Here is a 17746-nt window from a genome sequence, read left to right as displayed (position 1 = left end):
AATTAAAGAAGGGATGGAAATAATAAATAACCAAATGGACTAACCTGTTTTAGTTGTAGTTATTAACAACAAAATCGATTAAATAAGCAATTGAAATATAAGAGATTAAATCAAATAAAGCAGATAAACATGTCCATTTTCTGTTCACGGCCGTTTTAGTTAATGCGAAAAAATGTACTTTCCGGTACCCTACGGCGGTTTTTTTCGTCCTGTTGAGAGTCAATGATGTCCACCACGCTGTTTAAAGATTTCACCTTCGAAGCCGCCCACCACCTGCCGCACGTCCCGGAAGGACACAAATGCGGTCGCCTGCATGGCCACTCCTTTATGGTGCGTCTGGAGATCACCGGTGAAGTCGATCCCCATACCGGGTGGATCATGGATTTTGCCGAGCTGAAGGCCGCCTTTAAGCCGACATACGATCGCCTCGACCACTATTATCTGAACGATATTCCTGGTCTGGAAAACCCCACCAGCGAGGTGCTGGCCAAATGGATCTGGGATGAGATGAAACCGCGGGTGCCGCTGCTGAGCGCCGTGATGGTCAAAGAGACCTGCACCGCCGGCTGCGTCTATCGCGGCGAGTAAGCGAAAAAAAGCCCGGTCAGTACGCTGCCGGGCTTTTTTATCAGGCAATATTCAGATACTTGTGCGTCTGCATAGACAGGCGCCAGTTGCGGGCGATGCAGGTGTCGATACACAGGCGCGTCGCATCTTCTTTCTGACTGATCGGCTGCAGGGCGATGATCCGCGGTTTGTCATCGCTCAGCGTTTCCAGCAGTTCGTCCAGCGCTTCTATGTCGCGGACGCGCCCTACCGGATGCTTGATCTCATCCGCCCGCTGCAGGGCCTGAGACAGCACGTCATAGCCACCGCGCATGTTGACCTTCGGGGAAACCGTCACCCAGGTATTGGGGCTGCAGCGTACTTCATGGGTGCCGCTGGTTTCAATCTGACAGCTAAAGCCGTTTTGTTCCAGAAGCGAGGTTAACGGCGTTAAATCATGAATGCAGGGCTCACCGCCGGTAATGACCACGTGGCGGGCTGTCCACCCCTGCCGCCCAATAATCGCCAGCAGATCCTCGCTGCTTGCCGGGCCCCACTTGTCGCTCTCTTTGGTTTTCGCCAGGATGCTGAACAACGACACTTCCCGATCGGCCAGCTTGTCCCAGGTATGCTTGGTGTCACACCACGCGCATCCTACCGGGCATCCCTGCAGACGAATAAAGATGGCAGGCACGCCGGTGAAGTAACCCTCGCCTTGCAGGGTCTGGAACATCTCGTTAATCGGGTACTGCATAGTCATCTCTGTTTAGGGTGATAAACGTTCATTATCGCAGATTTCGCTGCCCAGGTCTTGTCCTGCGCTGCGATCGCTTTTTTACCCCTCCGTCAATATCCGTGTCGGGAATAATATTATTGATTAAAAAAGCAATCTTTTCTTTTGGCTTAGTTTATTAGCATGATAAGAATTAAAATTAATAGCATTCTGACGCGCGGGGGAAATATGTAACAGAAAATGTTATTCCTGTCCTTCAGGATAAAATAAAAGGTCCAATAACCAAAATAAAAAAACCTTAAAATACAGTAATGTACAAACTGATACATGAAAGAGTGAATTATCTGGCCGATCTGCGAGCCCAATTCTATCCCCGGTAATAATAACCTTAAACTGGTCTTAATAAAGCCCTGATCGGGTCCCTTTTTTATTTAATTGTCGTTTACTTTTGCCCGCCTAGAATCCCGCAGACCAACCATAATGAGATAGCGTTTATGACCACATTATTAATTACCGGCGTTACGGGGTTTCTGGGCGGTGCCGCGCTAGAGAAAATACTCCATCAGGAAACCCGGTTAGATCTACTGCTGCTGGTACGTGCTGATAGCCCCGAGGCTGGCCTCGAACGGGTTAAAGAGAACATGCGTAAGTTCAACATCGCCGAGGAGAAGCTGGCGATGTTGCGCCAGCAGCATATCCTGCTGGGCGATCTCGCCTCTCCGGAGCATTTTCTTAACGATCCGCGCCTCGATCAGGTCACGCACATCCTCAACTGCGCCGCTGTCGCTTCATTTGGCAGCAACCCGCTTATCTGGAAGGTTAACGTTGAGGGCACGCTGCGCCTGGCGCAACGTATGGCGCAGGTGACGGGTCTGCAGCGCTTTCTGCACGTCGGTACGGCGATGTCATGTTCGCCTGAACCGGATTCACTGGTCGCCGAAAGCGCGGAGTTTCGGGAACGCGCTGAGCACCTGGTGGAATATACCCACTCGAAGTCGACCATCGAGCAGCTGATGCAGCAGCAGTGCCCTACGCTACCGCTGGTAATTGCCCGCCCCTCTATCGTGGTGGGTCATACCCATCACGGCTGCCGGCCTTCCAGCAGTATTTTCTGGGTGTTCAGCATGGGGCTGATGCTGCAGAAATTCATGTGCTCCATGGAGGACCGAATTGACGTTATCCCGGTGGACTACTGCGCCGACGCCCTGCTAATGCTGCTTAACCAGCCTCTGGCTCACGGCGAGGTGGTGCATATCTCTGCTGGCGAAGAGAACAGCGTGAAGTTTGCCGAAATCGACCGGGCGATGGCTCAGGCCCTGGAGCAGGCGCCGGTGGGGGATAAGTACGCCCAGGTGAGCTATGAAACGCTGGTCAAAATGAGACGCGAACTGAAAGGGATATTTGGGCCATGCAATGAGCGGCTGATGCTGAAAGCCATGCGCTTATACGGCGCATTCGCCACCCTGAACGTGCGCTTTAGTAACGACAAGCTGCTGAGCATGGGGATGCCAAAACCGCCGCGCTTTACCGATTACATCGACCGCTGCGTGGAAACCACCCGTGGGTTGTCGATCCCTCAGCAAATGGCCGTCGACTTTAAATAATGGCCGCAGGCGTAAAAAAAAATGCCAGCCCGAAGGCTGGCATGATTATTTCACAAGGACAGGATTAAGCCTGGCCTTTGATCTCTTTACGACCGTTGAACGGCGCTTGCTCACCCAGCGCTTCTTCGATACGAATCAGCTGGTTGTATTTAGCAACGCGGTCAGAACGGCTCATAGAACCAGTTTTGATCTGGCCTGCAGCGGTACCAACAGCCAGGTCGGCAATGGTAGCGTCTTCAGTTTCGCCAGAACGGTGAGAGATAACAGCGGTGTAGCCAGCGTCTTTCGCCATCTTGATAGCAGCCAGAGTTTCGGTCAGAGAACCGATCTGGTTGAACTTGATCAGGATGGAGTTAGCGATGCCTTTTTCGATGCCTTCTTTCAGGATCTTGGTGTTGGTTACGAACAGGTCGTCACCAACCAGCTGGATTTTGTCGCCCAGTACTTTGGTCTGGTAAGCGAAACCTTCCCAGTCAGATTCGTCCAGACCATCTTCGATGGAGACGATCGGGTACTGTTTGGTCAGCTCTTCCAGGAAGTGAGTGAACTCTTCAGAGGTGAACGCTTTGTTGCCTTCGCCAGCCAGAACGTATTTACCGTCTTTGTAGAATTCAGACGCCGCGCAGTCCATCGCCAGGGTGATGTCTTTGCCCAGCTCGTAGCCTGCAGCTTTAACCGCTTCAGCGATAACAGCCAGCGCTTCGGCGTTGGAACCCAGGTTCGGCGCGTAGCCGCCTTCGTCACCAACGGCAGTGTTCATGCCTTTGGACTTCAGCACTTTCGCCAGGTGATGGAACACTTCAGAACCCATGCGTACTGCTTCTTTCAGGGTCGGCGCGCCAACCGGCTGAATCATGAATTCCTGGATGTCGACGTTGTTGTCAGCGTGCTCACCGCCGTTGATGATGTTCATCATCGGAACCGGCATGGAGTATTTGCCCGGAGTGCCGTTCAGTTCAGCGATGTGCGCGTACAGCGGCAGGCCTTTGGACGCAGCAGCTGCTTTGGCGTTCGCCAGAGAAACGGCCAGGATAGCGTTCGCACCGAAGTTAGATTTGTTTTCAGTACCGTCCAGGTCGATCATGATCTTGTCGATGCCAGCCTGATCTTTAGCATCTTTGCCCAGGATTGCCTGAGCGATCGGGCCGTTTACCGCAGCAACAGCTTTGGTTACGCCTTTACCCAGGAAACGGGATTTGTCGCCATCGCGCAGTTCCAGCGCTTCGCGGGAACCAGTAGAAGCACCTGACGGAGCAGCTGCCATACCGACGAAACCACCTTCCAGGTGTACTTCGGCTTCAACAGTCGGGTTACCACGGGAGTCGATGATTTCACGACCGATGACTTTAACGATTTTGGACATTAGGTTTTCCTCAGTACAAGTTAAACTAAAACTCCAGACAAACAATGCACCCGGATGGGTGCATTGCCGTTCAAACTCTTTTTACTTCGCCTGGCGTTTCTGGTACTCGCTCGCGGCTTTCACAAAGCCGGCAAACAGCGGGTGTCCATCACGCGGCGTCGAAGTAAACTCCGGGTGGAACTGGCAGGCCACAAACCACGGATGGTTCGGCACTTCGATGATCTCGACCAACTGATCATCCCCGGAACGGCCCGCAACGCGCAGACCGGCAGCTTCAATCGGTTTCAACAACATGTTGTTGACTTCGTAGCGGTGACGATGACGCTCGGTGATGGTCGGCTCGCCGTAAAGCTGGCGTACCAGAGAATCATCACTCAGCTGGCACTGCTGCGCGCCCAGGCGCATGGTGCCGCCCAGATCGCTCTTCTCAGAGCGGACTTCAACGTTGCCATCTTCGTCACGCCATTCGGTAATCAGGGCCACGACCGGGTATTTACAGTCTGGCACAAATTCCGTCGAGTTGGCGTTTTCCATACCCGCTACGTTACGCGCGAACTCAATCAGCGCAACCTGCATACCCAGGCAGATGCCCAGATAAGGAATATTGTTTTCACGCGCATAGCGCGCGGTGGCGATCTTGCCTTCAACGCCGCGGTAGCCGAAGCCGCCCGGGATCAGGATAGCGTCTAAATCCTTGAGGATTTCGACGCCGCGCGTTTCCACATCCTGCGAATCGATCAGCTTGATGTTGACGGTAACGCGATTTTTCAGACCGCCGTGTTTCAGCGCTTCAATCACCGACTTGTAGGCATCCGGCAGTTCAATGTACTTACCGACCATACCGATGGTGACTTCGCCTGCCGGATTAGCTTCTTCATAGATTACCTGTTCCCATTCGGCCAGGTTTGCTTCCGGACAAGTTAAGCTGAATCGTTTACAAATATAATCGTCCAGCCCCTGAGATTTCAACAGGCCCGGAATTTTATAAATGGAATCGACATCTTTCAGAGAAATCACAGCCTTTTCCGGAACGTTACAGAACAAAGCAATTTTGGCTCGTTCGTTGGCCGGAACCGCGCGATCGGAGCGGCAGATCAGAATATCAGGCTGAATACCGATGGAGAGCAGCTCTTTCACGGAGTGCTGGGTCGGCTTGGTTTTGACTTCGCCCGCGGCGGCCATGTACGGCACCAGAGTCAGGTGCATGAACAGGGTATGCTCGCGGCCGATCTCTACCGCCATCTGACGAATCGCTTCGAGGAACGGCAGGGATTCGATATCGCCTACGGTACCGCCGATTTCCACCAGCACGACGTCATGGCCTTCGCCGCCCGCCAGTACGCGCTCTTTGATAGCGTTGGTGATGTGCGGGATAACCTGAACGGTCGCGCCCAGGTAGTCGCCACGGCGCTCTTTGCGCAGCACGTCGGAGTAGATACGGCCGGTGGTGAAGTTATTGCGGCGCGTCATCTTGGTGCGGATAAAACGCTCATAGTGGCCCAGGTCCAGATCGGTTTCTGCGCCGTCTTCAGTAACGAACACTTCCCCATGCTGGATTGGGCTCATGGTGCCCGGATCGACGTTGATATACGGATCCAGTTTCATGATGGTCACGTTGAGACCACGGGCTTCAAGAATGGCTGCCAGGGAGGCTGCGGCAATGCCTTTACCCAGAGAGGATACGACCCCGCCGGTCACAAAAATATAGTTCGTTGTCATGCTGAACCTGAGAAGTTAGGGTAAAACGATGGAATAACCAGGACGGGAAAGTAGTATACCCGAACATGCGTGACGCCACAAACTTTCATTCTTCCCCTCCCCTTCGTTCTTCAAGTTGCACCTGTGTTGCGACTCGAACAACTCGAAGAGGCAGGCTACATGGTGTTTCAACGACATAACGGAAAGAGAAAATAGACGCTTTTGGCGAAATGTTTTTGACGTAAATCAAGCGCTTGTTATTTATAAAATCACACAAATCGCGCTTGATCACGAAAATCCGTTAGAGATCAGTTTCCTGGCGTTTTACTTCCTGCCACACTTCTTCCATGGTATCGAGGTCGACGCCGGTCATTTCCAGGCCTCGGGCGGCGACAATACGCTCGACCTCGCGGAAACGACGCTCAAACTTGAGGTTTGCTTTCTGCAGCGCCACCTCGGCTTTGACGCCCAAATGACGGGATAAATTCACCGTGGCAAACAGCAGATCGCCCACTTCCTCTTCCAGTTTTGCTTCATCCACCACCGCCTGCTGCGCTTCATGCATCACTTCATCAATTTCTTCATGCACTTTGTCGAGCACCGGGCCCAGCGAGGTCCAGTCGAAACCCACTGCCGAGCAGCGGCGCTGGATTTTATGCGCGCGCATCAGCGCCGGCAGGCTATGGGGAATATCGTCCAGTGCCGAATGCTGGGCTTTTTCCGCTCGCTCCGCGCTTTTGATTTGCTCCCAGCGGGCCAGGACTTCCGTGCTATTGCCCGCCGATGCCTCGCCGAAGATATGCGGGTGGCGACGCTCCAGCTTGTCGCTGATGGCGGCGCAGATATCGTCAAAGTCAAAGCGTCCCTCTTCCTGCGCCATTTGCGCATAGAACACCACCTGGAACAGCAGATCGCCCAGTTCACCGCGCAGATCGTCAAAATCTTCCCGCTGGATAGCATCGAGGACCTCGTAGGTCTCCTCAAGGGTGTAAGGGGCGATAGTGGCAAAGGTCTGCTCTTTATCCCATGGGCAGCCGTTTTCCGGGTCGCGCAGGCGGCGCATGATGCCGAGCAAGCGGTCAATTTGAGTCATGTGACAATCCTGGAAATTTAAAAAATAGTCGGCCGGATAAGGCGTTTAGACCTTATCCGACGTTGCGAAATTGCCGGATGGCGGCTTCGCCTTATCCGGCCTACAGACGAATTAACCGCCGTGCAGACGGCGCGCGTCGATCACATCCGGCACCTGGTTGAGCTTACCGAGCACCCGGCCCAGCACCTGCAGGTTGTAAATCTCGATGGTCATATCGATGGTTGCCAGCTGCTGACGGGTATCGCTGCGGCTGGCGACGCCCAGCACGTTCACCTTCTCATTGGCGAGGATGGTAGTGATATCGCGCAGTAAACCGCTGCGATCGTTCGCCTCCACCCTGACCACCAGCGAGTAGCCCGCCGAGTAGCTTTCGCCCCATACCGCATCGACGATGCGCTCCGGGGCATGCGACTGCAGTTCTGCCAGCTGATCGCAGTCCGCGCGATGCACGGAGATCCCGCGCCCCTGGGTGATAAAGCCGACGATCTCGTCGCCCGGGATTGGCTGGCAGCAGCGGGCAATATGGTGCATCAGGTTGCCTACCCCTTCCACCACTACCCGGCCATTGTCCTTGGTGCGATTTTGCGGCGTGTAGGTTTTCTGCTGCAGTTGCTTCAGCGCGGCCGCATCCTGCTCGGCGGCGCTAGGTTTATTGAACTGCGCCTGCAGGAAGTTGACCATCTGGTTGAGACGGATATCGCCACCGCCGATGGCGGCCAGCAGTTCATCGAGCTCGTTGAAGTTATAGCGCGGCAGCAGGTGCTTTTCCGCATCCTTCAGGCTGATGCCCAAATGCTCCAGCTCGTCGTCGAGGATCTGCCGACCGGCGAGAATGTTCTTGTCGCGATCCTGCTTACGGAACCAGGCGTGGATCTTCGAACGTCCGCGGCTGGTGGTCACATAGCCGAGGTTAGGGTTCAGCCAGTCACGGCTCGGGTTCGGCTGCTTCTGGGTAATAATTTCGATCTGATCGCCCATCTGCAGCTGGTAGGTGAACGGCACGATGCGGCCGCCAATTTTGGCGCCGATGCAGCGATGGCCGACATCGCTGTGAATATGATAGGCAAAGTCCAGCGGCGTCGACCCCGCAGGCAGGTCCACCACGTCGCCTTTCGGCGTAAAGACATACACCCGGTCGTCGAAGACCTGGCTGCGCACTTCGTCGAGCATCTCGCCGGAGTCGGCCATCTCTTCCTGCCAGGCAATCAGCTTACGCAGCCAGGCGATACGGTCTTCATAGCCGCGGCCGCCGCTGGTGCCGGCTCCCGCGCCCTCTTTGTACTTCCAGTGCGCGGCCACGCCCAGCTCGGCGTCTTCATGCATCTGCCGGGTGCGGATCTGAATCTCCACCGTCTTGCCGCTCGGCCCCAGCACCACGGTATGGATAGACTGGTAACCGTTGGGTTTCGGGTTGGCCACGTAGTCGTCGAATTCATCCGGCAGATGGCGGTAGTGAGTATGGACGATCCCCAGCGCGGCATAGCAATCCTGCAAACGCTCAGCCACAATACGCACCGCGCGAACGTCAAACAGCTCGTCGAAAGCGAGGTGTTTTTTCTGCATTTTGCGCCAGATACTGTAGATATGCTTCGGCCGGCCATAGACTTCCGCCTTGACGCCTTCGGCTTTCATCTCTGAGCGCAGGTGGCCGACAAACTCTTCGATGTAATGCTCGCGGTCGATACGGCGCTCGTGGAGCAGTTTGGCAATGCGCTTGTATTCCGCCGGGTGCAGATAGCGGAAGCAGTAATCTTCCAGCTCCCACTTCAGCTGGCCGATACCTAAGCGGTTCGCCAGGGGAGCATAGATATTGGTGCACTCTTTCGCCGCAAGAACGCGCTCATCTTCCGGCGCGTCCTTGACCTCGCGCAGATGCGCGATACGCTCAGCAAGTTTGATGACCACGCAGCGGAAATCGTCAACCATCGCCAGCAGCATACGGCGAATGTTATCCACCTGCTCGGAAGAGACCGAGTCGGTATGGGTAGCCTTCAGCTGGCGGATAGCGGCCATGTCCCGCACCCCGTGAATCAGGGTCACGACCGATTTACCTACGCTCTCCTGCATCACCTCTTCGCTGACAACTTCGCCGTCGGCCAGCGGGAACAGCAGCGCCGCGCGCAGCGTATCGATGTCCATACTTAGGGTGGAGAGGATCTCCACCATTTCGACGCCCCGCCACAGCAGCAGGTCCGCCTGCGGGTGTCCTTGCGTTTTTTCGCGACAATAATCCCAGGTTTCGGCTAAGCGCTCACACGACTGCTGGCTGGAAATTCCCAGACTCGCGATCCATTTCTTCGGGTCAAATTCACCAGCTTTATTAAGATGTGCACTTCTTACCGCAACCATTGTCCTCTCCTTAAGGGACCGGCCTGCCGAAGTCGGCAAGCCTCAACTTTCTACATGTCATCCTGCAGGTCGCGTCAGCATTCATGGCCAGGGTGGCTCTTCTGCGACGTTGTGAATGACCTTATGTAAGCCTGCGCTCAAACAACACCATTGATTCCAGATGGCCGGTATGCGGGAACATATCCAGCATCGCCAGGCGTTGAATCTGATATCCAGCCTGCAACAGGGTTTCGCTGTCTCGCGCCAGCGTCGCCGGGTTGCAGGAAACATACACCACCCGCCGCGGTGCCAGTTTTATTATATGCGGCATCACGCCCGGCGCGCCGGCGCGGGCCGGGTCCAGCAGCACTTTATCAAAGCCGTGCTTCGCCCAGGCCTGACGGGTGACGTCTTCTTCCAGATTTTCATGGAAGAAAGTGACATTTGATAAACCATTGCGGGCGGCGTTTTCCCGCCCCTTCTCCACCAGCGCCGGCACCCCTTCCACGCCCACCACATGGGCGGCGCGTGTCGCCAGCGGCAGGGTAAAGTTGCCCATCCCGCAGAACAGATCCAGCACCCGGTCCTCTGGCCGCAGATCCAGCCACTCCAGTGCGGTACGCACCATCTGCTGATTTACGCCGTCGTTGACCTGGATAAAATCCCGCGGGCTGAACACTAAGCGTAGTCCGTCTGAGGTATACCATGGCGCTTCGCCATGAATATGCTCCAGTATCTCGCTTTGTGGCGCGAGGTACAGGGAAAGACCGTGAGTTTGCGAAAAGCGTTCCAGTTTTTCCCTGTCTGTCGCCGGCAGGGCTGCGGTATGGCGCAGCACCATCAGCGGGCCATTGTCCGCCTGCACCAGCTCGACGTGGCCGAGATGGCGTAATGCGCTCAGCGCGCTTAAGCACTCGCGCACAGCGGGCAGCAATGCCTCAAGTTGGGGCACCAAAACAGGGCACTGCACCACATCGACGATCGCTTTGGCGTTGGCCTGGCGAAAACCCATCTGCAATTGTTGGGTCTTCGGCTGATAATTCAAGCTCAAGCGTGCGCGACGGCGGTAGCCCCACGGCGCGCCGGCGATGACGTCATCTACCTCGCGCTTCATCAGTCGCCCCAGCGCGGCGCGTTTACTTTGCTGCTGAAGCGGAACGCTGGCATGTTGTTGTTGGCATCCGCCGCAGACGCCAAAATGGGGGCAGCGCGGCGCCTGGCGCTGCGGGCTGTCGGTCAGTCGGCGTTTCACCTCGGCGCGGGCGTACTGTTTTTTATCTTCCACCAGCACCACCTCGGCCTGCTCGTGGGGCAGCACGCCGCTCACGAACAGCGCCTTCCCCTGGTGGCGGGCAACACCCTGACCAAAGGGATCGAGGTCGTTGACTGTAACGGTTATGATCTGGCGCGTCGTCACACGCCGTTTTGCAGAGTAGAATTGCGCCATCGTAGAGAGTTGTCTCAATCAAATAAAACGAGCTCGTTCAGAGCGGCAGCGCCGCGAGGCGCAGCGACGCTGCACAGAACGATGATGTCTATATTCTCCCATAATGGAACCGCATGACCAACTACAGCCTGCGTGCTCGCATGATGATTCTGATTCTGGCGCCAACCGTCCTGATAGGACTGTTGCTCAGTATTTTCTTTGTCGCTCATCGTTATAACGACCTGCAACGCCAGCTGGAGGACGCTGGCGCCAGTATTATCGAACCGCTGGCGGTCTCCAGCGAATATGGCATGAACTTGCAAAACCGTGAATCCATCGGCCAGCTGATCAGCGTTCTGCATCGTCGCCACTCGGAGATCGTGCGGGCCATCTCGGTGTACGATTCGCATAACCGCTTATTTGTCACCTCCAATTACCAGCTCAATCCCAGCGAACTGCAGATCCCGAAAGGCGAGGCATTCCCCCGTCACCTCAGCGTCATCCGCGATGGCGACATGATGATCCTGCGCACGCCTATTGTCTCGGAAAGCTATTCTCCGGATGAATCACCCGAATCTGACGCTAAAATGCCGGGCAATATGCTGGGCTACGTCGCCCTGGAGCTGGATCTAAAATCGGTTCGCCTCCAGCAGTACAAAGAGATTTTTATCTCCAGCGTAATGATGCTGTTCTGTATCGGCATCGCGTTAATCTTCGGCTGGAGGCTGATGCGCGACGTCACCGGGCCAATCCGCAATATGGTTAACACTGTCGACCGCATCCGCCGCGGACAGCTGGACAGCCGGGTCGAAGGCTTTATGCTCGGCGAACTGGATATGCTGAAAAATGGCATTAACTCGATGGCCATGTCGCTGGCGGCATACCACGAAGAGATGCAACACAACGTCGACCAGGCGACCTCCGATCTACGGGAAACTCTTGAGCAGATGGAGATCCAGAACGTCGAGCTGGACCTGGCGAAAAAGCGCGCCCAGGAGGCGGCGCGCATTAAGTCTGAGTTCCTGGCCAATATGTCTCACGAGCTGCGCACCCCGCTCAATGGGGTGATCGGCTTTACCCGCCTGACGCTGAAAACCGATCTCAACGCTACGCAGCGCGACCACCTGACCACCATCGAACGTTCGGCCAACAATCTGCTGGCGATCATCAATGACGTGCTCGACTTTTCCAAGCTGGAAGCCGGGAAGCTGATCCTGGAGAGTATTCCGTTCCTGCTGCGCACTTCGCTTGATGAAGTGGTCACCCTGCTGGCGCATTCCGCGCACGATAAAGGGCTGGAGCTGACGCTGAATATTAAGAACAATGTACCGGACAACGTTATCGGCGACCCGCTGCGTCTGCAGCAGATTGTGACCAACCTCGTGGGCAACGCCATCAAATTTACCGAGCACGGCAATATCGACGTACTGGTGGAGCAGCGGGCCATCAGTAATTCCCGGGTACAGATCGAAATTCAGATCCACGATACCGGCATCGGCATCCCCGAGCGCGACCAGTCCCGGCTATTCCAGGCCTTCCGTCAGGCCGATGCCAGTATTTCACGCCGCCACGGCGGCACCGGGCTCGGGCTGGTGATCACTCAGCGTCTGGTCAAAGAGATGGGCGGGGATATTTCGTTCCACAGCCAGCCGAACCGCGGCTCCACCTTCTGGTTCCATATCAGCCTCGATCTCAACCCGAACGCCATTCCGGATACGCTGAACACCGACGGGCTTGTCGGCAAACGTCTGGCCTATGTGGAAGCCAACGCGACGGCGGCGCAGTGTACCCTGGAGATGCTGGCCGCTACGCCGCTGGAGGTTATCTACAGCCCTACCTTCTCCTCGCTGGCGGAAGCGCAGTATGACATTCTGCTGGTCGGTATCCCGGTTTCAATGCGCGATTTGTCGCCGCATCGGGAAAAATTAGCCAAAGCCTGCGCGATGTCCGATAACGTACTGCTGGCCCTGCCGTGCCATGCCCAGGTCAGCGCCGAAGCCCTGAAGCGCGACGGCGTTGCCGCCTGCCTGTTAAAGCCGCTCACCACCACCCGTCTGCTACCGGCGCTGGTGGCTACCAGCCACGCGCTTGCCTCCGCGCCGCTGATGCAGATCGACAGTCATAAGTTGCCAATGACGGTAATGGCCGTCGACGACAACCCGGCTAACCTGAAGCTGATTGGCGCCCTGCTGGATGATCTTGTGCAGCAGGTGATCCTCTGCGACAGCGGCCAGCAGGCGGTGGACAAGGCCAAGCAGCTGCAGATGGATCTGATCCTGATGGATATTCAGATGCCGGATATGGACGGCATCCGCGCCTGCGAGCTTATCCATCACCTGTCCCATCATCAGCAAACCCCGGTTATTGCGGTCACCGCGCACGCCCTGGAGGGCCAGCGTGAGAAATTACTGAGCGCCGGCATGAACGACTATCTGGCGAAGCCAATCGAAGAAGAGAAACTGCACGCACTGCTGCTGCGCTATCAGCCCGGCCTGCACAGCGTCGTTCCGGCGTCGCTACCGCCCGCAGAGCCGATCGTCGATCATAACCAGACGCTCGACTGGCAGCTGGCGCTGCGCCAGGCGGCCATGAAGCCGGACCTGGCGCGGGAGATGCTGCAAATGCTGATCGCCTTTATGCCGGAGGTGCGTAACAAAGTTGAGGAGCAGCTGGTGGGCGAGCAGCCGGAAGGGCTGGTGGATCTGATCCATAAACTGCACGGCAGCTGCAGCTATAGCGGCGTGCCGCGGCTGAAAAAGCTGTGCCATACCCTGGAAAGTCAGCTGCGGGCAGGCACCGCCGCCGAGGATCTGGAGCCGGAGCTGCTTGAGCTGTTAGATGAGATGGATAATGTGGCCCGCGAAGCGTGCCGGATGGGGGTGTAAACCCCGGATAGCGGCGCTACGCGCCTCATCCGGCCTACGCCCTACGGTCCGGTATTCGGTTGGTAGCCCCGGTAAGCGTAAGCGCCACCGGGGATGGTTCCCGGATCGCGGTGCTACGCACCTTATCCGGGCTACAAATACCACTGCGCCAGCCGGGTTACCGCCTGTCGCCCATCTGCAAAACCGCGGCTACGTTACGCGCCGTCATTCGCAGGTTGGCGGCGGCATTGGCCAACGCTTCATCAAGGGTACAGATGGTATACAACACGCTGAATACCGCATCCAGCCCGTGCTGATGCACGACGCCAACATCGGCGGTAAGACTGCCGGCAATCCCGATCACCGGGACGTTAAAACGCTTCGCCACCCTCGCCACCCCCACCGGCACTTTGCCGTGGATCGTCTGGCTATCGATACGCCCTTCGCCGGTGATCACTAAATCGGCATCCGCCACCCGCTCAGCCAGCTGTAGCGCATCGGTGACAATCTCAATGCCCGGACGCAACTGAGCACCACAGAACGCATACAGCGCCGCACCCATGCCGCCCGCCGCGCCGCCGCCCTCAAGGCTCAGCACGTCGATATCTAAATCGCGGGCGATAATCCGGGCATAGTGCCGCAGGCCGCTGTCGAGCCGGTCGATCATCTGCGCCGTCGCCCCTTTTTGCGGGCCGAACACCGCGCTGGCGCCCTGCGGGCCGGTCAACGGGTTGGTGACGTCGCAGGCAACGTCAATCCGGCAATCTGCCAGCCGCGAATCGAGTTCGCTGAGATCGATGAGCGCCAGCGTCTCCAGCGCGCCGCCCCCGGAGGCAATTTGCTGGCCCTCGGCGGTCAGCAGTTTCGCCCCCAGCGCCTGCGCCATCCCGGCGCCGCCGTCATTGGTCGCACTGCCGCCAATACCAATAATGATCTGTCTTACCCCGGCGTCCAGCGCATGGCGGATAAGCTCCCCGGTACCCCAGGAAGTGGTCAGCAGCGGGTTACGCTGCGCCGGCGGGACGCTCTCCAGGCCGCTGGCCGCCGCCATTTCGATAAAGGCGCACTGGCGATCGCCGGACAGCCCGTAAAATGCCTCAACCGGCTCGCCCAGCGGCCCGGTGACCGTCAGCGGAACCAGAAGCCCGCCGGTCGCCGCCACCATGGCTTCCACCGTCCCTTCCCCACCATCGGCAACCGGCAGCTTGACGTACTCGGCGTCAGGATAAATCTCGCGAAAGCCTTGCTCTATCGCACTGGCCACTTCCAGCGCGCTCAGGCTCTCCTTCCAGGAATCCGGTGCGATCACTATTTTCATCTGCTGTCCTTACTCTGAGCCAACCCCTGGCGCTGTCGCGCAATGCCGGCCCCCGCAGAGGCCGGCGGACTTTTAGCGCACCATGCATGGACGCTTGTTGTCAAAGGTCCAGCCCGGGATCAGATACTGCATCGCCATCGCATCGTCGCGGGCGCCAAGACCATGTTTCTTATATAGCTCATTTGCCTGCATCACGCGGTCCATATCCAGCTCAACCCCCAGGCCCGGGGTACTCGGTACCTGCACCATGCCGCCTTTGATTTCAAAAGGTTGTTTGGTCAGACGCTGGTTGCCCTCCTGCCAGATCCAGTGGGTATCGATAGCGGTGATCTTGCCCGGCGCCGCTGCCGCGACGTGGGTGAACATCGCCAGCGACACGTCGAAGTGATTATTAGAGTGCGAACCCCAGGTCAGACCGAACTCATGGCACATCTGCGCTACGCGCACCGACCCCTGCATGGTCCAGAAGTGCGGGTCCGCCAGCGGGATATCCACCGATTGTAGCGACAGCGTATGGCCCATCTGCCGCCAGTCGGTGGCGATCATATTGGTGGCGGTCGGCAGGCCCGTCGCGCGGCGGAACTCGGCCATCACTTCGCGGCCGGAGAAGCCCTGTTCGGCGCCGCACGGATCTTCCGCATAGGCCAGCACGCCCTTCAGCTGTTTACCAATCTGAATGGCCTCCTCAAGCAGCCAGGCGCCATTCGGGTCGAGAGTGACGCGAGCATTCGGGAAGCGCTTCGCCAGGGCGCTGATCGCTTCGGCTTCTTCAAAACCGGCCAGCACGCCGCCCTTCAGCTTAAAGTCGTTGAAACCATATTTTTCATACGCCGCTTCCGCCAGGCGGACTACCGCATCCGGCGTCATCGCCTCTTCATGGCGCAGGCGATACCACTCGCACTGCTCATCCGGCTGGCTCTGATAGGCCAGCGGCGTCGCATGGCGATTACCGACAAAGAACAGATAGCCCAGCATTTCGACTTCGCTGCGCTGCTGGCCCTCGCCTAGCAGCGAGGCGACGTTGACCCCAAGGTGCTGGCCCAGCAGATCCAGCAGTGCCGCTTCGATGCCGGTCACCACGTGAATGGTGGTGCGCAGGTCAAAGGTCTGCAGGCCGCGGCCCCCGGCGTCGCGGTCGGCAAACTGATTGCGCACCGCGCCCAGCACGTTTTTATACTCGCCCAGCGTTTTGCCCACCACCAGCGGAATGGCATCCTCCAGGGTCTGGCGAATTTTTTCACCGCCCGGGATTTCACCGACGCCGGTATGGCCGGCGTTATCTTTGATAATTACGATATTGCGGGTGAAGTACGGGGCGTGCGCGCCGCTCAGGTTCATCAGCATGCTGTCATGGCCGGCAACCGGGATCACCTGCATGGTGGTGACAACGGGCGTTGAAGAGAAAGTCGTCATAGCATCATCCTTTTTAATTAGTGGCGGCCGAAAACGGGACGTTTGCGGTCGAATGTCCAGCCGGGGATCAGGTACTGCATCGGGCCTGCGTCGTTGCGCGCGCCGCCCGGCAGCGCTTTATAGGCCTCATGGGCTCTGCGCACCTGCTCCCAGTCAAGTTCCACGCCGAGTCCCGGCGCGTCTGGCACGGCAATGCTGCCGTTAATAATCTGCAGCGGATTTTTGGTCAGGCGCGCGTCGCCCTCCTGCCAGATCCAGTGGGTATCGATGGCGGTGGGGTTGCCCGGCGCGGCGGCGCCGACGTGGGTAAACATCGCCAGGGAAATATCAAAGTGGTTGTTGGAATGGCAGCCCCAGGTGAGCCCCCAGTCGTCGCACAGCTGCGCCACCCGCACCGCGCCGGAGAGCGTCCAGAAGTGCGGGTCCGCCAGCGGGATATCGACGGCGTTGAGCATCACCGCATGGCCCATTTCGCGCCAGTTAGTGGCTATCATATTGGTGGCGACCGGCAGCCCGGTGGCGCGGCGGAACTCGGCCATCACCTCCCGGCCGGAGAAACCCTGCTCGGCGCCGCACGGATCTTCGGCGTAGGTCAGAACATCCTGCAGCCCTTTACACAGCGCGATGGCCTCATCCAGCAGCCAGGCGCCGTTAGGGTCGACGGTGATGCGCGCATCCGGGAAACGCTTTTTCAGCGCCCGCGCGGTGTCGATCTCCTGCTCGCCGGGCAGCACGCCGCCTTTGAGCTTAAAGTCTTTGAAACCGTAGCGATCCTGGGCGGCTTCCGCCAGACGCACTACCGCCTCGCTGCTCAAAGCCTGCTGGTGGCGCAGGCGGTACCATTCGTGATCGCCCGGCGTATGGTCCAGATAACCAAGGTCGGTTTTCTGCCGATCGCCGATATAGAACAAGTAGCCCAGCACGGTGACGGCATCACGCTGCTTACCCGGGCCCAGCAGCTCGCAGACCGGCACATTAAGCACCTGGCCGAGCAGGTCGAGCAGCGCCGCTTCCAGCGCCGCCACCGCGTTAACCTTCAGTTCGAAGGTCCACGCCCCTTTGCCGAAGGTGTCGAAATCCGCCGCCTGATTGCCTTTGTGCACCTGCTGCACCACGCGATTGAGTCGGGCGACCTCCTGGCCCACCACCTGCGGGATCGCCGCCAGCAGCGTCTGGTAGATGACCTCTCCGCCGGGCGCTTCGCCGACGCCGGTATGGCCGGCGTTATCGGTTAACACCACGATATTGCGGGTAAACCATGCGTTATGCGCTCCGCCGATGTTCAGCAGCATGCTGTCGTGCCCGGCCACCGGAATGACCTTCATCTCTGTGATAATCGGGCTGGATTGAGTAGTCATGA

Annotated in this window: 12 protein-coding genes; 3 read left to right on the top strand and 9 right to left on the bottom strand. The window is 57.7% G+C overall.

Annotated elements, in window-relative coordinates; all coding sequences use genetic code 11:
- Positions 1–222 precede the first annotated feature (222 nt).
- Entirely contained in the window at positions 223–588 is a 366-nt protein-coding gene (queD, locus tag LPQ25_RS04955; RefSeq protein ID WP_004174641.1) for a 6-carboxytetrahydropterin synthase QueD, read from the top strand.
- 40 nt (positions 589–628) lie between these two features.
- Here queD and queE read toward each other — a convergent pair whose 3' ends face one another.
- Positions 629–1300 carry a 7-carboxy-7-deazaguanine synthase QueE gene (gene queE, locus LPQ25_RS04950; RefSeq protein WP_002915210.1) on the bottom strand — a complete coding sequence of 224 codons (672 nt, stop codon included), beginning with the start codon at positions 1298–1300 and terminating at the stop codon, positions 629–631.
- Between the two features lie 473 nt (positions 1301–1773).
- Between queE and LPQ25_RS04945 the strand changes: the two genes are divergently transcribed.
- Positions 1774–2883 (top strand): SDR family oxidoreductase, encoded by a 1110-nt coding sequence (locus LPQ25_RS04945; protein ID WP_004210593.1) that lies wholly within the window; start codon positions 1774–1776, stop codon positions 2881–2883.
- A 64-nt stretch (positions 2884–2947) separates the two neighbouring features.
- Here the strand turns inward: LPQ25_RS04945 and eno are convergent, their stop codons facing one another.
- The 5 genes from eno to rlmD all read right to left on the bottom strand — a co-directional run bounded on the left by eno (position 2948) and on the right by rlmD (position 10812).
- Positions 2948–4246, bottom strand: a complete 1299-nt coding sequence (gene eno / locus LPQ25_RS04940; protein WP_002915213.1) for a phosphopyruvate hydratase — start codon at positions 4244–4246, stop codon at positions 2948–2950.
- Between the two features lie 81 nt (positions 4247–4327).
- The gene (gene pyrG, locus LPQ25_RS04935; protein WP_004142808.1) at positions 4328–5965 is read right to left on the bottom strand and encodes a glutamine hydrolyzing CTP synthase; all 1638 of its coding nucleotides are present in this window, start codon (positions 5963–5965) and stop codon (positions 4328–4330) included.
- A gap of 280 nt (positions 5966–6245) precedes the next feature.
- Positions 6246–7037 (bottom strand): nucleoside triphosphate pyrophosphohydrolase, encoded by a 792-nt coding sequence (gene mazG / locus LPQ25_RS04930; RefSeq protein ID WP_014907014.1) that lies wholly within the window; start codon positions 7035–7037, stop codon positions 6246–6248.
- Between the two features lie 111 nt (positions 7038–7148).
- Positions 7149–9386: a GTP diphosphokinase gene (gene relA / locus LPQ25_RS04925; protein WP_002915217.1), complete on the bottom strand. Its 2238-nt coding sequence runs from the start codon at positions 9384–9386 to the stop codon at positions 7149–7151.
- 121 nt (positions 9387–9507) lie between these two features.
- Positions 9508–10812 carry a 23S rRNA (uracil(1939)-C(5))-methyltransferase RlmD gene (gene rlmD, locus LPQ25_RS04920; protein ID WP_004174638.1) on the bottom strand — a complete coding sequence of 435 codons (1305 nt, stop codon included), beginning with the start codon at positions 10810–10812 and terminating at the stop codon, positions 9508–9510.
- Positions 10813–10925: 113 nt separating this feature from the next.
- Between rlmD and barA the strand changes: the two genes are divergently transcribed.
- Positions 10926–13676, top strand: coding sequence for a two-component sensor histidine kinase BarA (gene barA / locus LPQ25_RS04915; RefSeq protein ID WP_004151066.1), 2751 nt, complete (start codon positions 10926–10928; stop codon positions 13674–13676).
- A gap of 157 nt (positions 13677–13833) precedes the next feature.
- Here barA and LPQ25_RS04910 read toward each other — a convergent pair whose 3' ends face one another.
- The 3 genes from LPQ25_RS04910 to LPQ25_RS04900 form a co-directional block, all read right to left on the bottom strand.
- Positions 13834–14973: a glycerate kinase gene (locus tag LPQ25_RS04910; RefSeq protein WP_004210599.1), complete on the bottom strand. Its 1140-nt coding sequence runs from the start codon at positions 14971–14973 to the stop codon at positions 13834–13836.
- Positions 14974–15045: 72 nt separating this feature from the next.
- Complete coding sequence (gene gudD, locus LPQ25_RS04905; RefSeq protein ID WP_014907012.1) at positions 15046–16386, bottom strand: glucarate dehydratase; 1341 nt, start codon at positions 16384–16386, stop codon at positions 15046–15048.
- A 17-nt stretch (positions 16387–16403) separates the two neighbouring features.
- Positions 16404–17744 carry an enolase C-terminal domain-like protein gene (locus LPQ25_RS04900; protein WP_004185436.1) on the bottom strand — a complete coding sequence of 447 codons (1341 nt, stop codon included), beginning with the start codon at positions 17742–17744 and terminating at the stop codon, positions 16404–16406.
- Positions 17745–17746 lie beyond the last annotated feature (2 nt).

It is taken from the genome of Klebsiella sp. KPN54798, from assembly GCF_021184225.1.
Classification (GTDB): Bacteria; Pseudomonadota; Gammaproteobacteria; order Enterobacterales; family Enterobacteriaceae; genus Klebsiella; species Klebsiella pneumoniae.
This window is presented reverse-complemented; position numbering and strand designations above follow the sequence as displayed.